Source organism: Pseudomonas sp. C6002, from assembly GCF_013385805.1.
Classification (GTDB): domain Bacteria; phylum Pseudomonadota; class Gammaproteobacteria; order Pseudomonadales; family Pseudomonadaceae; genus Aquipseudomonas.
This window is the reverse complement of the sequence record NZ_JACAPH010000021.1, coordinates 332,131-349,462: the sequence shown is the minus strand read 5'-3', so window position 1 is coordinate 349,462 and position 17,332 is coordinate 332,131. Positions and strand designations below refer to the sequence as shown.

19 protein-coding genes are annotated in these 17,332 nt (G+C 60.8%); 6 read left to right on the top strand and 13 right to left on the bottom strand.

Going from position 1 to position 17,332, the window contains the following annotated elements:
• Nucleotides 1-23: 23 nt before the first annotated feature.
• The 8 genes from HX817_RS15570 to puuE all read right to left on the bottom strand — a co-directional run bounded on the left by HX817_RS15570 (nucleotide 24) and on the right by puuE (nucleotide 7,304).
• The gene (locus HX817_RS15570) at nucleotides 24-809 is read right to left on the bottom strand and encodes an outer membrane protein OmpK (RefSeq protein WP_003209104.1); all 786 of its coding nucleotides are present in this window, start codon (nucleotides 807-809) and stop codon (nucleotides 24-26) included.
• On the bottom strand, nucleotides 806-1,201 hold the full coding sequence (locus HX817_RS15565; protein ID WP_134326009.1) for a hypothetical protein: 396 nt from the start codon (nucleotides 1,199-1,201) through the stop codon (nucleotides 806-808). The genes HX817_RS15570 and HX817_RS15565 overlap by 4 nt, the downstream gene beginning before the upstream one ends.
• Nucleotides 1,202-1,244: 43 nt before the next feature.
• A complete protein-coding gene (locus tag HX817_RS15560) occupies nucleotides 1,245-2,597 on the bottom strand; it encodes a nucleobase:cation symporter-2 family protein (RefSeq protein ID WP_177040533.1) in 1,353 nt (450 codons plus the stop codon).
• 196 nt (nucleotides 2,598-2,793) lie between these two features.
• Nucleotides 2,794-4,095 (bottom strand): urate hydroxylase PuuD, encoded by a 1,302-nt coding sequence (locus tag HX817_RS15555; protein WP_008432185.1) that lies wholly within the window; start codon nucleotides 4,093-4,095, stop codon nucleotides 2,794-2,796.
• 50 nt (nucleotides 4,096-4,145) lie between these two features.
• Nucleotides 4,146-4,649 carry an ureidoglycolate lyase gene (locus HX817_RS15550; protein WP_003209110.1) on the bottom strand — a complete coding sequence of 168 codons (504 nt, stop codon included), beginning with the start codon at nucleotides 4,647-4,649 and terminating at the stop codon, nucleotides 4,146-4,148.
• A 140-nt stretch (nucleotides 4,650-4,789) separates the two neighbouring features.
• Nucleotides 4,790-5,785, bottom strand: coding sequence for an allantoicase (alc, locus tag HX817_RS15545; RefSeq protein WP_003209112.1), 996 nt, complete (start codon nucleotides 5,783-5,785; stop codon nucleotides 4,790-4,792).
• An 80-nt stretch (nucleotides 5,786-5,865) separates the two neighbouring features.
• Nucleotides 5,866-6,381, bottom strand: coding sequence for a 2-oxo-4-hydroxy-4-carboxy-5-ureidoimidazoline decarboxylase (uraD, locus tag HX817_RS15540; RefSeq protein ID WP_102606293.1), 516 nt, complete (start codon nucleotides 6,379-6,381; stop codon nucleotides 5,866-5,868).
• Complete coding sequence (gene puuE / locus HX817_RS15535; protein ID WP_008432189.1) at nucleotides 6,378-7,304, bottom strand: allantoinase PuuE; 927 nt, start codon at nucleotides 7,302-7,304, stop codon at nucleotides 6,378-6,380. Before puuE ends, uraD begins: the two co-directional genes overlap by 4 nt.
• A gap of 462 nt (nucleotides 7,305-7,766) precedes the next feature.
• Between puuE and uraH the strand changes: the two genes are divergently transcribed.
• Nucleotides 7,767-8,120: a hydroxyisourate hydrolase gene (gene uraH, locus HX817_RS15530; RefSeq protein WP_003209117.1), complete on the top strand. Its 354-nt coding sequence runs from the start codon at nucleotides 7,767-7,769 to the stop codon at nucleotides 8,118-8,120.
• Nucleotides 8,121-8,250: 130 nt separating this feature from the next.
• Here uraH and HX817_RS15525 read toward each other — a convergent pair whose 3' ends face one another.
• The 3 genes from HX817_RS15525 to HX817_RS15515 all read right to left on the bottom strand — a co-directional run bounded on the left by HX817_RS15525 (nucleotide 8,251) and on the right by HX817_RS15515 (nucleotide 10,913).
• A complete protein-coding gene (locus HX817_RS15525; protein ID WP_008432192.1) occupies nucleotides 8,251-8,877 on the bottom strand; it encodes a LysE family translocator in 627 nt (208 codons plus the stop codon).
• 63 nt (nucleotides 8,878-8,940) lie between these two features.
• Nucleotides 8,941-10,287 carry an NCS2 family permease gene (locus tag HX817_RS15520; RefSeq protein WP_177040532.1) on the bottom strand — a complete coding sequence of 449 codons (1,347 nt, stop codon included), beginning with the start codon at nucleotides 10,285-10,287 and terminating at the stop codon, nucleotides 8,941-8,943.
• 191 nt (nucleotides 10,288-10,478) lie between these two features.
• Nucleotides 10,479-10,913 carry a MarR family winged helix-turn-helix transcriptional regulator gene (locus tag HX817_RS15515; protein ID WP_003212841.1) on the bottom strand — a complete coding sequence of 145 codons (435 nt, stop codon included), beginning with the start codon at nucleotides 10,911-10,913 and terminating at the stop codon, nucleotides 10,479-10,481.
• An 82-nt stretch (nucleotides 10,914-10,995) separates the two neighbouring features.
• Here HX817_RS15515 and HX817_RS15510 point away from each other — a divergent pair, with 82 nt between their 5' ends.
• Together HX817_RS15510 and HX817_RS15505 are read left to right on the top strand one after the other, a co-directional pair.
• Entirely contained in the window at nucleotides 10,996-12,162 is a 1,167-nt protein-coding gene (locus HX817_RS15510) for a PLP-dependent aminotransferase family protein (RefSeq protein ID WP_003212839.1), read from the top strand.
• A gap of 10 nt (nucleotides 12,163-12,172) precedes the next feature.
• A complete protein-coding gene (locus HX817_RS15505) occupies nucleotides 12,173-12,775 on the top strand; it encodes a glutathione S-transferase family protein (RefSeq protein ID WP_008432197.1) in 603 nt (200 codons plus the stop codon).
• Nucleotides 12,776-12,881: 106 nt separating this feature from the next.
• On the opposite strand, the gene HX817_RS15500 is transcribed toward HX817_RS15505, so the two are convergent.
• Nucleotides 12,882-13,778 carry a LysR family transcriptional regulator gene (locus HX817_RS15500; RefSeq protein WP_177040531.1) on the bottom strand — a complete coding sequence of 299 codons (897 nt, stop codon included), beginning with the start codon at nucleotides 13,776-13,778 and terminating at the stop codon, nucleotides 12,882-12,884.
• 131 nt (nucleotides 13,779-13,909) lie between these two features.
• On the opposite strand from HX817_RS15500, the gene HX817_RS15495 reads away from it, so the two are divergent.
• Genes HX817_RS15495 through HX817_RS15485 form a run of 3 tightly spaced genes read left to right on the top strand, consistent with a single transcriptional unit; the run spans nucleotide 13,910 to nucleotide 16,852 of the window.
• Nucleotides 13,910-15,202: a CitMHS family transporter gene (locus HX817_RS15495; RefSeq protein WP_003213142.1), complete on the top strand. Its 1,293-nt coding sequence runs from the start codon at nucleotides 13,910-13,912 to the stop codon at nucleotides 15,200-15,202.
• Between the two features lies 1 nt (nucleotide 15,203).
• Nucleotides 15,204-16,535 (top strand): acyclic terpene utilization AtuA family protein, encoded by a 1,332-nt coding sequence (locus HX817_RS15490; RefSeq protein ID WP_177040530.1) that lies wholly within the window; start codon nucleotides 15,204-15,206, stop codon nucleotides 16,533-16,535.
• A complete protein-coding gene (locus tag HX817_RS15485; protein ID WP_008432203.1) occupies nucleotides 16,532-16,852 on the top strand; it encodes a hypothetical protein in 321 nt (106 codons plus the stop codon). Before HX817_RS15490 ends, HX817_RS15485 begins: the two co-directional genes overlap by 4 nt.
• A 42-nt stretch (nucleotides 16,853-16,894) precedes the next feature.
• On the opposite strand, the gene HX817_RS15480 is transcribed toward HX817_RS15485, so the two are convergent.
• Nucleotides 16,895-17,266, bottom strand: coding sequence for a glutathione S-transferase N-terminal domain-containing protein (locus tag HX817_RS15480; RefSeq protein ID WP_063031984.1), 372 nt, complete (start codon nucleotides 17,264-17,266; stop codon nucleotides 16,895-16,897).
• Nucleotides 17,267-17,332: the final 66 nt, after the last annotated feature.

Below are 17,332 nucleotides of genomic sequence, written 5' to 3'. Positions count from 1 at the left end.
TCCACAGGGGATAGGCGGTGTGGTTAGAAGTGGTACTTCACCAACAGGCTCGCAGTGTCCTGGTTGGTCTCGAACGCGCCGCTGTCCTGGATCCCGTACTTGTTCTTCCAGTAGTCGTATTCGATACCGACATACAACTGCTTCTCGCCCCAATGCAACGCCTTGCCCAGGTCATATTTGATCTGCGGGTTGAAGTGCAGGTTGGCGTGGTAAGTGCCGCGGGCGTTCTTGTCGTTATCCACCACCCAGTCCATGAAGCCGTCGATCAGCACATTGGAGTTGCCCACCGGGATCGTGTACGACCACACCGGTGTGATCTGCCATACGCCGTCACCCGGGCGATTGCCTTCGGTCTGGCGCTGGTAGAAGTTCAGCTGGAAGTAGTCGAAACCAGGGATTGCCAGGTCGAAGCCCGGGCCGAGCAAGTACGACTCGTTGTCGCCTTCGCCGAACTCGTAAGTGAACGCCAGCAACACGTCCTTGATCGGACCGAACGACAAGTCCTTGTCGAAGATCTTGCCGAACGACAAGCGTGGGCTGAACTCACCGTAGTAAGTACTCGGGCCGACATTGCCGTCTTCCTTGCCGTTGTAAAAGATGCGGTCGAGGAAGAAGAAGTTGTCGCCGTACTTCCACGCATCGGCGTGTTCGAAGGTCACGGTTTGCTGGATCTGCGGGTTAACAGTGAAGTTCTTGCCCCACAGATAAGTCAGGCTGTTGTTCTGCCACTGCAACAGATCACCGGCCATGGCCTGGCCCCCGGCCAGCAGGGATCCTGCCAGCATCAGGCTGTTCACGGTACGTTTCATTCGGTTGCTCCCGAGGTAAAGGTTTCTGGTTTTTTTTCTAAGCGGACGCTCTGGTGTGGCGTCTTTTGGCTTGCCGCAAAAATCGTCTGTTCGGTCAGCTTTGATGCTTTTAGCAAGAGCTGCGCCAAGGTGTTTAAAAAGCCAAAAAATCCCCGTCGGCTGTGATGAACACAGTCGAATTCGGAGAGTTTTTGCACACGTTGGCTGCGGACGTGGGGCCGGGATAAGTTGGCCTTGCAGTCAGCTTTTACATTCGCTGTTTTTTTTTGAGTCGATTTGAGCGGGCGCCGAGAATACTGACTCCCAGGCCTGTGCTCAAGTGCGCCGTTAAAGAGCGCGCGGGGCGAGAATGGGGCACGGCGCGTGGCCGGCCCCGGGTGAATGGCGTACATGGTGTGTTCCCTGATCGTTATTGTTTTTGTTGTGACGCAGGAATCAATGTGGGTGTGCGTGAGCGCTTGGGGCAGCGCGTTCGGCGCCACCCAGGATGTTGAATAACAGGTTCAGCGACAGCGCGCTGATCGTGGCCATGGCGATGCCGCTGTGAGTGATCGGGCTCATCCATAGCGGCAGCTGTGCAAAGAATTCGGGACGTACCACCGGGATCAATCCCATGCCGATACTCACCGCCACCAGCAACTGGTTACGACGGTCGGCAATGTCGGCTTCCTGGAGGATCTTGATCCCGGTGGCTGCCACCATGCCGAACATGGCAATCGCCGCGCCGCCCAGCACTGCGGGTGGAATCGACGCTACCAAAAAGGCGGCCTTGGGCAGCAGGCTCAGCACAATCAGGAACGCGCCGGCCACGATCGTCACCGAACGGCAGCGCACGCCGGTCATCTGCACCAGGCCGATGTTCTGCGCGAACGAGGAGTGGGTGAAGGTGTTGAAGAACCCGGCAAAAAACGATGCGCCGGCGTCACACAACAGGCCACGGCGGAGCATTTTCGGCGTGACTTCCTGGCCGGTGATCTTGCCCAGGGCGAGGAACATCCCGGTGGACTCGACGAAGATGATCACCACCACCAGGCACATCGACAGGATCGGCGCCAACTCGAACTTGGGCATGCCGAAATGCAGTGGCGTCACCACTTGCACCCACGGGGCGCGCGCCAGGCCGCTGAGGTCGACCATGCCGATCATCCCGCACAGCCCGTAGCCGAGGGCCATGCCGATCAGCACCGAGATATTCACCCAGAAGCCGCGCATGAAACGGTTGATCAGCAGGATGGTGACCAGCACCAGCGCGGCAATCGCCAGGTAAATCGGTGAGCCAAACGTGGACGCCGCTGCGCCACCGCCGGCCCAATTGACCGCGACGGGAAACAGCGAAAGACCAATGGCGGTGATCACGGTACCGGTCACCAGCGGTGGAAAGAAGCGCACGACCTTGGACATGAACGGCGCGATCACCATGCCGAAAAAACCGGCGGCGATGGTCGCACCGAAGATCCCCTGCAGGCCGATGCCGGGCATGCCGGCCATGGCCACCATGCTGCCGACAGCGGCGAAACTGGCGCCCATCATCACCGGCATACGAATGCCTACCGGGCCGATGCCGAAGGACTGGACCATGGTTGCGATGCCCGCCACCAGCAGGTCGGCGTTGATCAGGAAGGCGATTTCTTCACGGCTCAGGCCCGCGGCCTGGCCGATGATCAAAGGCACGGCGACGGCGCCACCGTACATCAGCAAGACGTGTTGCAGGCCTACCAGAATCAGTTGCAAGAGGGGCAGCCGCACCATGGCGGGCGCGGCAGGAGTCTGAGTTTCTAGCTGGGACATGCAACACCTCGGATCTTTTTATTGTTGTGTTGTTCGGCATTCAATTGCCGGGTGGAACTCATTCGTCAAAGCACACCGCAGATCCCATGTGGGAGCGGGCTTGCTCGCGAACGCGGTGGTTCAGTCACCTGAAGTGTTGAATGACACACCGCATTCGCGAGCAAGCCCGCTCCCACACTAGTCCTGCGTTAATCAGTCAGTTGGTACGCGCCCCCTGAGTGATCCAGGTGCCAATCAAGTCCCGTTCCTGCTGGGTCATCTGGGTGATATTGCCCAGCGGCATGATCTGGCTGGCCACGGCCTGTGCCTGGATGCGCGGGGCCATTTGCTGGATCTGCTGCGGCGTATCAAACATCACCCCGGCCGGTGCGGTGCTGAACAGCGGGCTTGTCGGCTTGGCCGAATGGCACACCGCGCAGCGCTCCTGGATCACCCCGTGGACCTTGTCAAAATCAATCGAGGCCTGGGCCGGTGCTGCTTCGGCAGGTGCCGGTGCAGGTGCCGCTGGAGCAGCCGGTTTAAGCCCGCCACCCAACGCCGTTTCCGGCAGCGGCTGGTACTCGATGGCCGCTGGCGCCTTGGCCACTTCCGGTGCAGTCGCCACCGGTTTTGGGCCGGTCACGTAGGCCAGGCAAATCATTGCCAGTGCGCCCACCGGCAAGGTCCAGGCGTATTTCTGGCTGTTGTGACGGGTGTTGAAGTAGTGACGCACCAACACCGCCGCCACCGCGATACCTGCGAGGATCAGCCAGTTGTATTGGCTGCCGTAGGTGCTCGGGAAGTGGTTGCTGATCATGATGAACAGCACCGGCAAGGTGAAGTAGTTGTTGTGCCGCGAACGCAGCAAACCCTTGGCCGGCAGTGCCGGGTCGGGCGTGCGGTTTTCGGCGATGGCCGCCACCAGCGCACGCTGGGCCGGCATGATGATGCGGAACACGTTGCCCACCATGATGGTGCCGATCACGGCGCCCACATGCAGGTACGCACCACGACCGCTGAACACCTTGCTGAAGCCGTACGCGGCGGCAATCAACAGCACGAACAGGATCAGGCCGAGCAGGGCGGGGCGCTTGCCCAGTGCCGAGTCGCAGAGAAAGGAGTAGATGAACCAGCCGGCCAGCAGCGAGCCGAGGCCCAGCAACACACCTTCCGGACCGCTGAGGCTGCTGCCCGGGGCCAGCAGGTACAAGGTCGGGTTGGCGTAGAACACCACGCACAGCAGCGCGATGCCGGACATCCAGGTGAAGTAGGCTTCCCATTTGAACCAGTGCAGGTTGTCCGGCATGGTCGGCGGGGCCAGTTTGTATTTTTCCAGGTGGTAGATACCGCCACCGTGGATCGCCCACAAGTCACCGGCGAGGCCGTCCTTGGGGTTGACGCGGTTGAGGTTGTTTTCCAGCCAGACGAAGTAGAACGAAGCGCCGATCCAGGCGACGCCAGTGATCATGTGAACCCAGCGCACGCTCAGGTTCAGCCATTCCATCAAATGTGCTTCCACAGTCTTTACCTCTCGCCTGTCACTCTGTCGTCGAGTGATCAGACCTTCTCTTATTGGTGGGGGGCGAGGATCAACCGCTCATCCTCTTTAAAAAAATGCTCATCGCAGTTATTGCCTGTGCCACTGCGATCAACCACCAGGAAGTCATCCCGCTTTTCGATCGTCAGCACCGGGTGGTGCCAGACGCCGCGATGGTAATTAATGCCCTGCCTGCCGTTGGTAACGAAGGCGCGGACCAAGCCCGATACAGGTTCATCGCCAAGTGGCGCGACCACGATCAGAAAGGGGTTGCCGAGCAGCGGGATGAAAGCCTGGCTGCCCAGCGGGTGTCGTTCCAGCATGCACACGGTCAGCGGCATGTCCTGCGCGTCGGCGCGGAAGATGCTGATGATCGCGTTATCTTCTGGCGTGGCGGTTTCAACCGTCGCCAGTTTATGAAAGCGCATGGTCGACCCGTTGTTGATCATGAAGTGATCGCTGCCATCGGTTTCGATAACGTCTCCGAAAGGGGCGAAGGCTTCTTTGGTCAGGGGTTCGATCATCAGTGTGCGCATGGCTGTCTTCTTATCCGGATTCTGTGTTGTTTGCTTTTGTGGCGAGGGAGCTTGCTCCCGCTGGACTGCGTAGCAGTCCCATTTCCTGGGGCCGCTTCGCGACCCAACGGGAGCAAGCTCCCTCGCCACAGGTTCACCGCTTACTTCGAGACCTTACCGAGAACCCGCAGGCGGCTCACACCACCATCCGGGAACACATTCAGACGAATGTGGGTGATCGGGCCCAGCGCCTTGATCTGCTCGGCAAACGTGTGTTCAGCGTGCATTTCCAGTTTCTGCGCCGGCAGCAGTTCGCGCCAGAACAGCGATTGGGTTTCGATCTGGCTGTCGGTGCCGCCCTTCACGAACGCGCCCTGGATCGAGCAAGTGTCCGGGTAGTTGCCCTTGAAGTGCAGGGTGTCGACCACGATCTTCTCGATCTCGCCCGGGTGGCCCAGTGCGACGATCACCCAGTCATTGCCCGGCGTACGACGACGTGCGGTTTCCCAGCCGTCGCCCATGTTGATGCCACGGCCCGGGTTGAGGATGTTGCTCATGCGCCCGAAGTGTTCATCGGAGCAGGCCAGTGCGCGGCCGCCGTTCAATGCAGCAGCCAGGTCCACCTGTTCGTTGTCGCCCACCGCCGACCAGTCGCGGAACGGAATGCCGTACACACGCAGACGGGCCACGCCACCATCCGGGTAGATGTTGAAACGCAGGTGGCTGAAGGCCTGGTCGTTGTTGATCTCGTGGAAGTGATGGCTGTTGCCTTGCAGCTCCACCGCCGACAGCACTTCAACCCATTGGGTGTTGTCATCCGGCTCGCCGGACGCCAGGAAGCAGGCTTCCAGGGACGCCGATGGCGGGAAGTTGCCGGTGAAGAATGAAGTGTCGATGTCCACGCCTTTGATCGAACCCGGTACGCCCAGGCGGATAACTGCGCTGTCGTAGCCTTCGAAGCGCTTGCGGCGCGACTCCCAGCCGTCCATCCACTTGCCGTTGTCATCGAAAACGCCCTCCTTCCACACGGCCGGGGTCGGCTGGAACAGACGGTTGGCGTCGGCGAACCAGTCATCGGTGACAGAGATGATCTTGGTGCCCAGGCGGGCGTCGGCCAGGTTGACGAACTTTTCGAAAGGTACGGGTTGCGCTTTCATTCTTCTTGTCTGCCTTAAAGTAAGTGGCTTGGGATGCTCGCCAGGCCCTGGGCGTTCATGAACCGCTCGGGCCAGGTCTGCTAAAGGGTCAGTAATCGGAACAACGCGATTTTATTGATCTCGGCCAGCGCACATTTGAACTCGGCTTCCACCGAGTTGTGAATGCGCGTTTCAAACGCGGCAAGGATCTGGTGCCGGTTGCTGCCTTTTACCGCCATGATGAAGGGAAACTTGAACTTGGCCTTGTAGCCATCGTTCAGCTCGGTGAAGCGCGAAAACTCGTCGCTCGAGCATTGGTGAATACCGGCGCCAGCCTGTTCATTAGTGCTGGCTTCGGTCAACTGGCCCTGGACGGCCGCTTTGCCCGCCAGGTCCGGGTGAGCGTTGATCAGGGCCAGTTGACTGGTGTGATCGGCGCTCAACAGGATGTCGCTCATGCGCTGGTGCAGGGTTTCAATCTCGTCGATCGAAGCGTCCTGGCCCAGGTCGAAGGCCTTTTCGGCCACCCATGGCGAATGTTCGTAGATGTCGGCGAAGGCTTTGACGAATTCGTCGCGGCTCAGGGTCGACGGTTTCAGGGTTTGGAACGCGGTCATTTGGCGGCTCCCTGGAAAGGGTGTACGTCATGCCAGTGACGGGCGATGTCGACGCGGCGGGTGAACCACACCTGATCATGGCCCTTGGCGTATTCGATAAACCGCTTGAGGGCGGCCAGGCGTGCCGGGCGGCCGATCAGGCGGCAGTGCAAGCCGATGGAGAGCATTTTCGGTGCGTCCGCGCCTTCGGCATACAGCACGTCGAAGGCGTCTTTCAGGTATTCGAAAAAGTCGTCGCCCTTGTTGAAACCCTGGACCTGGGTGAAGCGCATGTCATTGGTGTCCAGGGTGTAGGGGATCACCAGGTGCGGCTTGCCGGTCGGGTTGTTGGGTTCCCAGTAGGGCAGGTCGTCGTCATAGGTGTCGCAGTCATAGAGGAAGCCGCCTTCCTCCATCACCAGCCGCCGGGTGTTGGGGCCGGTGCGCCCGGTGTACCAGCCCAGTGGGCGCTCGCCGGTGAGTTCGGTGAGGATGCGGATCGCTTCGAGCATGTGCTCGCGTTCCTGGGCCTCATCCATGTATTGGTAGTCGATCCAGCGGTAGCCGTGGCTGCAGATCTCGTGGCCGGCGGCGACCATCGCGCGGATCACATCCGGGTGGCGCTGGGCGGCCATGGCCACGGCGAAGATGGTCAGCGGGATATCGAATTCCTTGAACAACTTGAGGATGCGCCACACGCCGGCACGGCTGCCGTATTCGTACAGCGACTCCATGCTCATGTTGCGCTCGCCTTGCAGCGGTTGCGCCGAGACCATCTCGGACAGGAAGGCTTCCGACTCTTTGTCGCCGTGCAGGATGTTGCGCTCACCCCCTTCTTCGTAGTTGAGTACGAACGACAGGGCGATACGGGCCTTGCCCGGCCAGTGTGGGTGAGGAGGGTTACTGCCGTAACCGATCAGGTCGCGTGGGTAGTCAGCGCTCACTGCAGTCTTCCTTCTTGTTCGTGGTAGCGGTGTGTGTGGCGGCCGGGCAGCGGAAAGACTGGGTGGCGTCACAACGATGACTGATTGTATACAACTTAGTGTGCACTTTGTAAGCCTGTATTTCTGCATTTTTTCCGCAGGGTCTTTGCAGAATAGCACTGCAAGAAACCTGCCTGACTGGTCAGCTAAATTGAAAAAAACCTCATTCACTGTAGGAGCGAGCTTGCTCGCGAAAAACCTGAGAGCGCCTCGTTAACCCTGAAGCGCTGCGTTATCGTTAACGATCTTCGCGAGCAAGCTCGCTCCTACAGTATCGGCGTCAGCCACGGAACGCAGGCTTGTTGAATTTATTGTGTACAATTTTTTTGAAAAGTGTCTTAATCAGCCATCGCCGACTTTTTCAGTGACCTGAAAAGGTGCGGTCTTTCACTTTTTACTGACTTCGGGAGGCGCGCAGACGCTATGGGACGTTTGACCACACACGTATTGGACGCCGCGCATGGCTGCCCTGGCAGCGCAATCAAGGTTGAGTTGTACCGTGTCGAGGGCGCACAGCTTGAGCTGGTCGCCAGCACCCTGACCAACAGCGACGGCCGCTGCGATGCACCCCTGCTGCAAGGCGATGACTACCGCAGCGGTGTCTATCAGTTGCAGTTCAGCGCCGGTGATTACTACCGCGCCCGCGGTGTGCAACTGCCCGAACCTGCATTTCTCGATGTGGTGGTGCTGCGCTTCGGCATCAGCGCCGAACAGGATCACTACCACGTGCCTTTGCTGATTTCGCCTTACAGCTACTCCACCTATCGCGGTAGCTGAGTCGTCACCGCGCTTCACACCCCCAAAGCTCTTCGTTGGTTTTTCGCCCGCTCACACTGCGGGCTTTTTTTCGCCTGCTGATTGCGCCATAAAGGCGGCCCCGATCTTCAGTGCGATCGGGGCTGGATCTTCAGCGGCTCAATAGCGACGCAGCGCCGGCGCCTGTGAACAAGCCCGCGCTGATCCGGTTGAACCAGCTCTGGCCCCTGCCGCTGCGCAGGTAGCGCGCGGCGCCATGTGCGCCGAGGCCGTAGGCCAGTTTGCACAGCAGGTCGAGCACGGTCCAGGTGGCGATCATGATCAGCAACTGCGGCAAAAAGGCCTGCTGGGCACTGAGGAATTGCGGCAGGAAGGCGGCGAAAAACAGGATGTCCTTCGGGTTGCTGGCGCCCAGCACAAAGGCCCGGCCAAACAGCGCACGAAAACGCGGGGTGGCGGCCACTTGCGGTACGTCGGCGACGTGGGCCGGTTGCCGGGATTGCTGCCAGCTCTGCCAGGCGAGGTAGAACAGGTACAGCGCGCCGACGATCTTCAGGGCGCTGAACAGCTGTTCCGATGCCAGCAACAACGCACCCAAACCCAGCGCCGAGGCGCTCAGCAGGCAGATGGAAGCAATCACCCCGCCGAGAAAGGCCGGGTACGAACGGCGCAGGCCGTAGTTCAGGCTGTTGCTGATCATCAGCAAGGACAGGGGGCCGGGGATCAGGATCACCACCAGCGCAGCGCCGCTGAACAGCAGCCAGGTTTCCAGACTCATTGCATTCCTCCATTCGTACAAAAGCCCCACCCGACGGGGTGAGGCAGGGTCAAGCGGGTTGGCCTACAGGAACGCGAACTTGGCGATGAAGATCGCGCAAAGCACCCACAGGCTGATGGAAATTTCCTTGCGTTTACCCGTGCCGGCCTTCAGCGCCACGTAGGTGATGAAACCCAGGGCGATGCCGTCGGCCACCGAGAAGGTCAGGGGCATCATGATGGCCGTGACGATCGCCGGAATGCTGTCGGTGGCGTCGTCCCAATTGATATGGGCCATGCCGCTCATCATCAGCATCGCCACATAGATCAACGCGCCGGCGGTGGCATAGGACGGAATCATGCCAGCCAGCGGGGCAAAAAACATCGCTGCGATAAACAACACGCCAACCGTAACCGCCGTCAGCCCGGTGCGGCCACCAGCGGCAACCCCGGCGGCGCTTTCCACGTAACTGGTGACTGGCGGCACGCCGACCATGGCGCCGAACACGCTGGAGGCGCTGTCGGCTTTCAGGGCGCGGGAGAGGTTTTCGATCTTGCCGTCGGCATTCACCAGGCCTGCACGCTGGGCCACGCCCATCAAGGTGCCGGCGGTGTCGAACATGTGCACAAACAGGAAGGCGAACACCACGCTGATCATGCTGACGTTGAACACGCCCATCACGTCCATGGCCATCCAGGTCGGCGCCAGGCTTGGCGGGGTGGCCAGGATGCCGTGGTACTCCACCAGGCCCAGGCCCCAACCGGCGAGGGTCACGGCGATGATGCTGATCAGGATCGCGCCGAATACCCGGTGGTAGCTGAGGATCGCAATCAACAGGAAGCAGATGGCCGCCAGCAATGGGGCGGGTTCATGCAGGGAGCCGAGCTTGATCAGGGTGGCCGGGCTTTGCACGATGATGCCGGCGGTTTTCAGGCCGATCACCCCGAGAAACAATCCGACGCCGGCGCCCATGGCATGGCGCAGGCTCACCGGAATGCTGTTGAGCAGCCACTCGCGAATGCGTGAGAGCGTCAGGATCATGAACAACACACCGGAGATAAACACCGCACCCAGTGCCGTCTCCCAGTTGTAGCCCATGGTCCCGACCACGGTGTAGGTGAAAAACGCGTTCAGGCCCATGCCCGGCGCCAGGCCTACTGGCCAGTTGGCGTACAGGCCCATCAGCAGGCAACCCAGCGCGGCGGCGATGCAGGTGGCGACAAACGCCGCGCCGTGATCGATGCCGGCGTCGGCCATGATGTTGGGGTTGACGAAGATGATGTAGGCCATGGTGATAAAGGTCGTGAGGCCAGCGATCAGCTCGGTCTTCACTGTGGTGCCATGCAAGCGCAGTTTGAACAGGCGTTCCAGCCAACCGTTGTGGGTTGGCGAGAGGTCGAGCGTAGGGGCTTCGGATTTGCGGCTTTCCACAGCAAGTACTCCTCAAGAGTTTTATTGTTATTTCCAGCGCCGGACACATGAGTGGGCAGCAGCGCTTTGAGGTACCAGCGGGTTTTGTTGACCAATAGGTCAGGAACTCGCACGAAGCGAATTATGCTTTTGTATACAAATAAAGCAAATAATGTTTTCTATTTTGTGTGCGAAAGGGGATGAAAGGCAATTCAGGATTGGCCACTGAGTGCCTTGTTTACCGCCAGCCAGCCTTCTACCGCCGTCTCGCCTGCCTCGGCAAACGCCCGTTGCAGCAGCTTTACCTGTTCGCGCCGCAGCGATTGTTCGAAACGCCGGCCTTCCTCGGTCAACTCCAGCAGGCGCTTACGCTTGTCGGTCTCGGACGCCACGCTGTCCACCAGGTGCATTTCCTGCAGTTGGCGCAACGGCATGTTCAGCGCCTGTTTGCTTACGCCGAGCAGTTCCAGCAGCTCCTTGACGCTCAAGGCCGGGTAGCGCGCGATAAAAAACACGATGCGTTGATGCACCCGGCTCAAGCCGCGGCGCTCCAGCATTTCGTCAGCCTTGGCGGTGAACGCCTGGTAGCCGAAGAAGAAGGCTTCCATGGCGGTTTGCTGGCTGGTCTGGTTTTTAAGGTCAAGCATATTGACGTATCTGCCCAAGTCGTCGTAATTTCGGTCAAGCAGTTTGACGTATTTTCCCCAGGCTTTGCTACCGGTGACCCTTATGGCCTTCTCAGAACGTGTTTCGCGTCTTAAAAGCTCCCTGATCCGTGAAATCCTCGCGGCGGCGCAAAAGCCGCAGGTGATGTCCTTCGCCGGTGGCCTGCCGGCCGAAGTGATGCTGCCCACGCTGGATTGGGAAGGCATGCCGCTGAATATCGGCCAATACGGCATGAGCGAAGGCGAGCCACAGTTGCGTGAATTGCTGGCGGCCGAGGCGCGGGTGCTGGGTATTGCCTGCGATGCGCGCCAGGTCATGGTGGTCAGCGGCTCCCAGCAAACCCTGGACCTGGCGGCCAAGCTGTACATCGACAAGGGCACCAAAATCCTCCTGGAAGGCCCGACTTACCTTGCGGCATTGCAGATTTTCCAACTGTTCGGCGCCGATTGCCTGACCGTACAGCTTGAGGCGGACGGTCCGGACCTCAGAGCCTTGCGCAGCAGCCTTGAGCAGCATCGCCCGTCCTTCGTCTACCTGATCCCGACGTTCCAGAACCCTTCGGCGGTGCGCTACAGCGATGCCAAGCGCGAGGCCGTCGCCGCGTTGCTGGACGAGTTTGGCGTAACCCTGATCGAAGACGAACCCTACCGCGAACTGACCTTCGACGGCGGCAGCGCACAACCCATCGTCAGTCGGCTGAAAAAGGCCAGCTGGATCTACACCGGCACCGTATCCAAGACCTTGTTGCCCGGCCTGCGGGTCGGCTACCTGATCGCCAGTCCGGACCTGTTCCCGCACCTGCTCAAACTCAAGCAATCAGCCGACCTGCATACCAACCGCGTTGGCCAGTGGCAGGCGATGCAATGGATCGGCACCGAGAAATACCAGCATCACCTGGTAGAGTTGCGCAGCTTTTACCGGGGCCGGCGCGACGCTTTCCAGGCTGCACTGGCGCGGCATTTCAGCGACCTGGCCGACTGGCAAATACCCCAGGGCGGATTATTCTTCTGGCTGACCTTGAAACAGCCGCTCGATACCCGCACCTTGTTGGCACCTGCGCTCGACCAGGACATCGCGTTCATGCCCGGTGAACCGTTCTTTTCCGAGCCGGACAATCATCACGGTCACCTGCGGCTCAATTTCAGCCATATCGACCCGGCGCGCTTGGACGAAGGTCTCAAGCGTCTCGCTGCGGTGGTCCGTCAAGCACAGCACGCGCAAGCGGCATAGGGGAGCCTCCATGTACAAGGTCTACGGCGATTACAAATCGGGCAACTGCTACAAAGTCAAACTCATGCTCAGCCTGTTGGGCATCGACTATGAGTGGATCGATGTCGACATCCTGAAGGGCGACACCCAGACCGCGGAGTTCCTGGCCAAGAACCCCAACGGCAAGATCCCGGTGCTGGAGCTGGAAGACGGCACCTGCCTGTGGGAGTCCAATGCGATTCTCAACTTCCTGGCCGATGGCAGCGAGTTCCTGCCCAGCGAACCGCGCCTGCGCACCCAGGTTCTGCAGTGGCAGTTTTTCGAGCAGTACAGCCACGAGCCGTACATCGCGGTGGCGCGGTTTATCCAGTTTTACCTGGGGCTGCCGGAAGATCGCCTGGAGGAATACAAGAAGCTGCACAAGGGCGGTTATAAAGCCCTGAAGGTGATGGAGCGCCAGTTGCAATTGACACCGTATCTGGTGGGCGACCAATTCTCGATTGCCGACGTGGCGCTGTATGCCTACACCCATGTGGCGGATGAAGGTGGCTTTGACCTGAGCGCCTATCCAGGCGTGCAGGCGTGGTTGAAGCGCGTGGCCAGCCATCCCAAGCATGTGCCGATGCTGGGCTGACAATCCGGTCAAAAATGTGGGAGCGGGCTTGCTCGCGAAGGCGGTGTACCAGTCAGCACATGTATTGGCTGACCCACCGCCTTCGCGAGCAAGCCCGCTCCCACATTTAGTTTTGCGGTGCGCCAGGTAATTCTTCACTGAGCAACTCAAAACAGCGCTGCGCCGCTGGGCTCAACGGCTGTCCACTGCGACTGATCAACCCGATCTCCCGGTTCACCCCCGGATGATCAATGGTAATCCGCTTCAACCCCTCCAGACTGTCCGCCGCCGATTCCGGCAACACACTGATCCCCAAGCCCTGCCGCACCAACGCCAACACGGTCGACATGTAGTTGGCCTCCATCCCCGCGAGCATCGTCAGGCGTGTTTCATCGAACAACGCGTCCACCTGTTCCCGCACGCTGCTGTCGCGGCCGGTGAGGATGATCGGCTGGTCGGCCAGTTGCTCCAGGCTCAACTTTGCAAAACGAGTCAGCGGATGATCCAGCGGCACGAACGCACATAACCGATCATTCAGCACCGGCACAAACACCAACCCGTGGCTCAGCCGCGCCCGCACACCAATACCGAAATCCACTTCGCCGGAACGCACTTGCGCGTGAATGCGATGGGCCACCAGGTCATGCAAGCGGACCTCGATCCCGGCAAAACGTTCGCGAAACAGGCGCAGGGCGGGAGGTAACGCGCCGGCGCACACGGAGGGCAGGGCGGCGATGGTCACCACGCCTCGTCGTAGCGCTGCCAGGTCACGGGAGCCGGTGACGATGTTGTCCAGGTCCAGCAACAGCTTCTCCATCGGCCCGCGTGCATCCAGCCCGGCGGCGGTGATGCTGACGTGGCGCGGGCTGCGGTCGAGCAGCGCGACGCCCAGCCATTCCTCCAGTTGTTGCACCTGCACGGTCAGCGCCGAGGGCGACAAATGCAGTTCGTTGGCGGCCTTGGTAAAGCTGCCCGTGCGGGCAACGGCGAGAAACGCCTGGATATGCTGGATCGAATTTTTCATTTTTATTTTGCTCGAGCGTTTTGTTTTTTCGAATGTGGAGTGCCGAATATTCCAATTTACAAAGCCTAACGCGATTCCAATACTCCAGGGAAAACAATAACCGGCCGAAAACGCCGTTCTGGAGCTACCCCATGCTCGCTACCCTGGGTGTCATCACCATCCTGTGCCTGCTCACTGCCGTCATGAGCAAACGCCTGTCGCCACTGGTGGCCCTGATTGCCTTGCCGATCATCGCCGCGCTGCTGGGCGGTTTCGGCTTGCAAACCAGCGCCTTCATCATCACCGGCATCAAGAACGTCGCCCCCGTGGTGGGGATGTTTGTGTTCGCGATCCTGTTCTTCGGGATCATGACCGATGCCGGCATGCTGGATCCAATCATTGATCGCATCCTGCGCACGGTAGGGACGCGTCCTACAAGGATTGTCGTCGGTACCGCGACCCTGGCCCTGCTGGTGCACCTCGACGGCTCCGGCGCGGTGACCTTCCTGGTGACGGTGCCGGCGATGCTGCCGCTGTACACGCGGCTGGGAATTGATAAACGCATCCTCGCGTGTGTGGCGGCGATGGCGGCCGGGGTCAACTTCCTGCCGTGGACCGGCCCGGTACTGCGTTCCTCGGCAGCGCTGCACGTGCCGGTGGCGGACTTGTTCCAGCCGCTGATCCCGGTGCAGATCGTCGGCCTGGTCTTTGTATTCGCCTGCGCCTGGTGGCTGGGCCACCGGGAAGAAAAACGCCTGGGCCTGGGCGCTGGTTCCAGCGTGGACGCAGTGCCGCAACGGGTGCTCAGCGACGATGACATTGCCCTGCGTCGCCCGCGGCTGTTCTGGGTCAACCTGGTCCTGACGGTACTGGTGATGGTGGTGATGATCGCCGGTTGGGTCGACCCGGTGGTGATGTTCATGCTCGGCACCGTGGTGGCACTGTGCATCAACTACCCGAACGTCGACGCCCAGCGCGCGCGGATCGACGCCCACGCAAAAACCGCCCTGACCATGGCCAGCATCCTGCTCGCCGCCGGTGTGTTCACCGGCATCATGCAAGGCACCGGCATGCTCAAGGCCATCGCCGAAGTGGCGGTGGCGCAGATTCCGGCGGGCCACGGCAAGTTGATCCCGGCGGTGGTGGGCTTCCTGTCGATGCCGCTGAGCATGCTGTTTGACCCCGACTCCTACTATTTCGGCGTGATGCCGGTGATCGCCGAAGTCGGCAAGGCCTTGGGCGTCGACCCGCTGCAAGTGGCCCAGGCCTCGTTGCTGGGCGTGCACACCACCGGCTTTCCGGTCAGCCCGTTGACGCCGGCGACCTTCCTGTTGGTGGGCCTGTGCAAGATCGAATTGGCCGATCACCAGCGCTTCACCATCCCCTTTCTGTTTGCCGCGTCGGTGTTGATGACTCTGACGGCTTTGCTCCTGGGAGTGATTTGAAATGAAAACCTTGCGCATCGGTTCCGGCGCCGGCTACTCCGGCGACCGTATCGAACCTGCGGTGGAATTGGCCGAACAGGGCGACCTGGATTACCTGGTCTTCGAATGCCTGGCCGAGCGCACCATCGCCCTGGCGCAACAGGCGCGGATCAGCGATCCACAAGGCGGTTACGACCCGCTGTTGAGTGAGCGCATGCGCCGCGTGCTGCCCTTTGTCGGCCAGCCCGACGGGCGCCGGCGCCTGCGGGTAATCACCAATATGGGCGCGGCCAATCCGGTGGCGGCGGCGGTTGAAGTGCGGCGGATTGCCAGTGAACTGGGGCTTAACCTCAAGGTGCTGGCGGTGGTTGGCGACGACGTGCTTGAGACCTTGCGTGCCCAGCCGGAGCAGTTGCTCGACAACGGCCAGACCCTTGGCTCGTTGGGCGAGCGGTTGATTTCCGCGAACGCCTATTTGGGCGCCGACGGCATTATCGACGCCTTGCGCGCCGAGGCCGACGTGGTGATCACCGGCCGGGTGGCAGACCCTTCGTTGTTCCTGGCGCCGCAGATGTTCGAATTCGGCTGGGCTGCGGATGATTGGCAACGGCTGGGGCGCGGCACGCTGGTGGGGCATTTACTGGAATGTGCGGGGCAGGTCAGCGGTGGCTACTTTGCCGATCCGGGTTTCAAGGACGTGGACGACCTGGCACGCCTGGGCTTTCCACTGGCCGAGATTGACGCAGACGGCGAGGCCTTGATCACCAAGGTCGCAGGTTCCGGTGGGCGGGTCAGCCGTGCCACGTGCACCGAACAATTGATCTACGAAGTGCACGACCCGGCGGCCTACCTCACACCGGACGTGTGCGCGGATTTTTCCCAGGTGGCGTTTACCGAAGAAGCCGTGGACCGGGTGCGTGCCCACGGCGCGAGCGGACGGCCACGTCCCGAAGCGTTGAAAGTCAGCGTCGGTTATCTGGACGGCTGGATCGGTGAGGGGCAGATTTCCTACGGTGGCCCGGGCGCGGTCGCTCGTGCGCAACTGGCTCGCGATGTGGTCCTGAAACGCTTGGAGTTGACCGGTGTGCGCATGCAGGACGTGCGTGCCGAATTGATCGGCGTCGACTCCCTGCACGGCCCGCGCAGCACGGTTGAACCGTGGGAAGTGCGCCTGCGCATAGCCGCCCGCTGCGCAGAACGCAGCGAGGCGGTGCGTGTCGGCAATGAAGTTGAAACTCTCTACACCAACGGCCCGTCCGGCGGCGGCGGCGCCAGCAAGAGCCTGCGCCAGGTGGTGGCGGTGGCATCGTTGCTGCTGCCCCGTAACGCGGTCAACCCGAGGATCGAGTCATGAAACTGCACACCCTGGCCCACTCCCGAACGGGCGATAAGGGCGACACCTCGAACGTCTCGATCATTGCGTATCGGGCCGAGGACTATCCGCTGCTCTGCGAGCAACTCACGGCTGAGGTGGTAGCGGCGTTTTTTGCGCCGTTGCTGGAGGCGGGTGCCGCACCGGTGCAGCGTTATGAACTGCCCAATGTGCAGGCACTGAACTTCGTGTTGCCGGGGATCCTGCGAGGCGGGGTGACGCGGTCGCTGGCGCTGGACGCCCATGGCAAGTGCCTGGGCTCAGCATTGCTGGATCTTGAATTGGCAATACCAAACTAATGTGGGAGCAAGCCCGCTCCCACACTGGATCCTCGCTGTTTGTCAGACCGCCGCAAACCGCTTGTCGAGGTAATCGATGATCACCTTGGAGTCGTACATCCAGGTGGTCTGGCCGTTCTCTTCGATGCGCAGGCATGGCACCTTGATCTTGCCGCCTTGCTCCAGCAGGGTCTGGCGGTCCTGCTCGTTGTTCTTCGCATCCTTCAAGGCCACCGGCACGTTCAGGCGGTGCAGGGTGCGGCGGGTCTTCACGCAGAACGGGCAAGCGTGGAATTGATACAGGGTCAGGTCCTTGGCCGCTGCGTTCACCTGCGCCTGTTGTTCGGCAGGGCGCTGCTTTTTGCGCGGACGGGTCAGGAAGTCGCCGGCGATGATGACGTGGCCGAGGCCCACTCGAAGTGCTTTGACGAACATGGCTGAAACCTCTTGCCCTAGACTTAAGGGGGCGCAGCTTACCTGATTTTTCACAGGCGAAAAAAA

Excerpts from the sequence above, each read along its gene's own strand:
- HX817_RS15570 (WP_003209104.1), bottom strand. The coding sequence starts at position 809 with ATGAAACGTACCGTGAACAGCCTGATGCTGGCAGGATCCCTGCTGGCC.
- HX817_RS15565 (WP_134326009.1), bottom strand. The coding sequence starts at position 1,201 with ATGTACGCCATTCACCCGGGGCCGGCCACGCGCCGTGCCCCATTCTCG.
- HX817_RS15560 (WP_177040533.1), bottom strand. The coding sequence starts at position 2,597 with ATGTCCCAGCTAGAAACTCAGACTCCTGCCGCGCCCGCCATGGTGCGG.
- HX817_RS15550 (WP_003209110.1), bottom strand. The coding sequence starts at position 4,649 with ATGCGCACACTGATGATCGAACCCCTGACCAAAGAAGCCTTCGCCCCT.
- alc (WP_003209112.1), bottom strand. The coding sequence starts at position 5,785 with ATGAAAGCGCAACCCGTACCTTTCGAAAAGTTCGTCAACCTGGCCGAC.
- uraD (WP_102606293.1), bottom strand. The coding sequence starts at position 6,381 with ATGACCGCGTTCCAAACCCTGAAACCGTCGACCCTGAGCCGCGACGAA.
- uraH (WP_003209117.1), top strand. The coding sequence starts at position 7,767 with ATGGGACGTTTGACCACACACGTATTGGACGCCGCGCATGGCTGCCCT.
- HX817_RS15525 (WP_008432192.1), bottom strand. The coding sequence starts at position 8,877 with ATGAGTCTGGAAACCTGGCTGCTGTTCAGCGGCGCTGCGCTGGTGGTG.
- HX817_RS15515 (WP_003212841.1), bottom strand. The coding sequence starts at position 10,913 with ATGCTTGACCTTAAAAACCAGACCAGCCAGCAAACCGCCATGGAAGCC.
- HX817_RS15510 (WP_003212839.1), top strand. The coding sequence starts at position 10,996 with ATGGCCTTCTCAGAACGTGTTTCGCGTCTTAAAAGCTCCCTGATCCGT.
- HX817_RS15505 (WP_008432197.1), top strand. The coding sequence starts at position 12,173 with ATGTACAAGGTCTACGGCGATTACAAATCGGGCAACTGCTACAAAGTC.
- HX817_RS15500 (WP_177040531.1), bottom strand. The coding sequence starts at position 13,778 with ATGAAAAATTCGATCCAGCATATCCAGGCGTTTCTCGCCGTTGCCCGC.
- HX817_RS15495 (WP_003213142.1), top strand. The coding sequence starts at position 13,910 with ATGCTCGCTACCCTGGGTGTCATCACCATCCTGTGCCTGCTCACTGCC.
- HX817_RS15490 (WP_177040530.1), top strand. The coding sequence starts at position 15,204 with ATGAAAACCTTGCGCATCGGTTCCGGCGCCGGCTACTCCGGCGACCGT.
- HX817_RS15485 (WP_008432203.1), top strand. The coding sequence starts at position 16,532 with ATGAAACTGCACACCCTGGCCCACTCCCGAACGGGCGATAAGGGCGAC.
- HX817_RS15480 (WP_063031984.1), bottom strand. The coding sequence starts at position 17,266 with ATGTTCGTCAAAGCACTTCGAGTGGGCCTCGGCCACGTCATCATCGCC.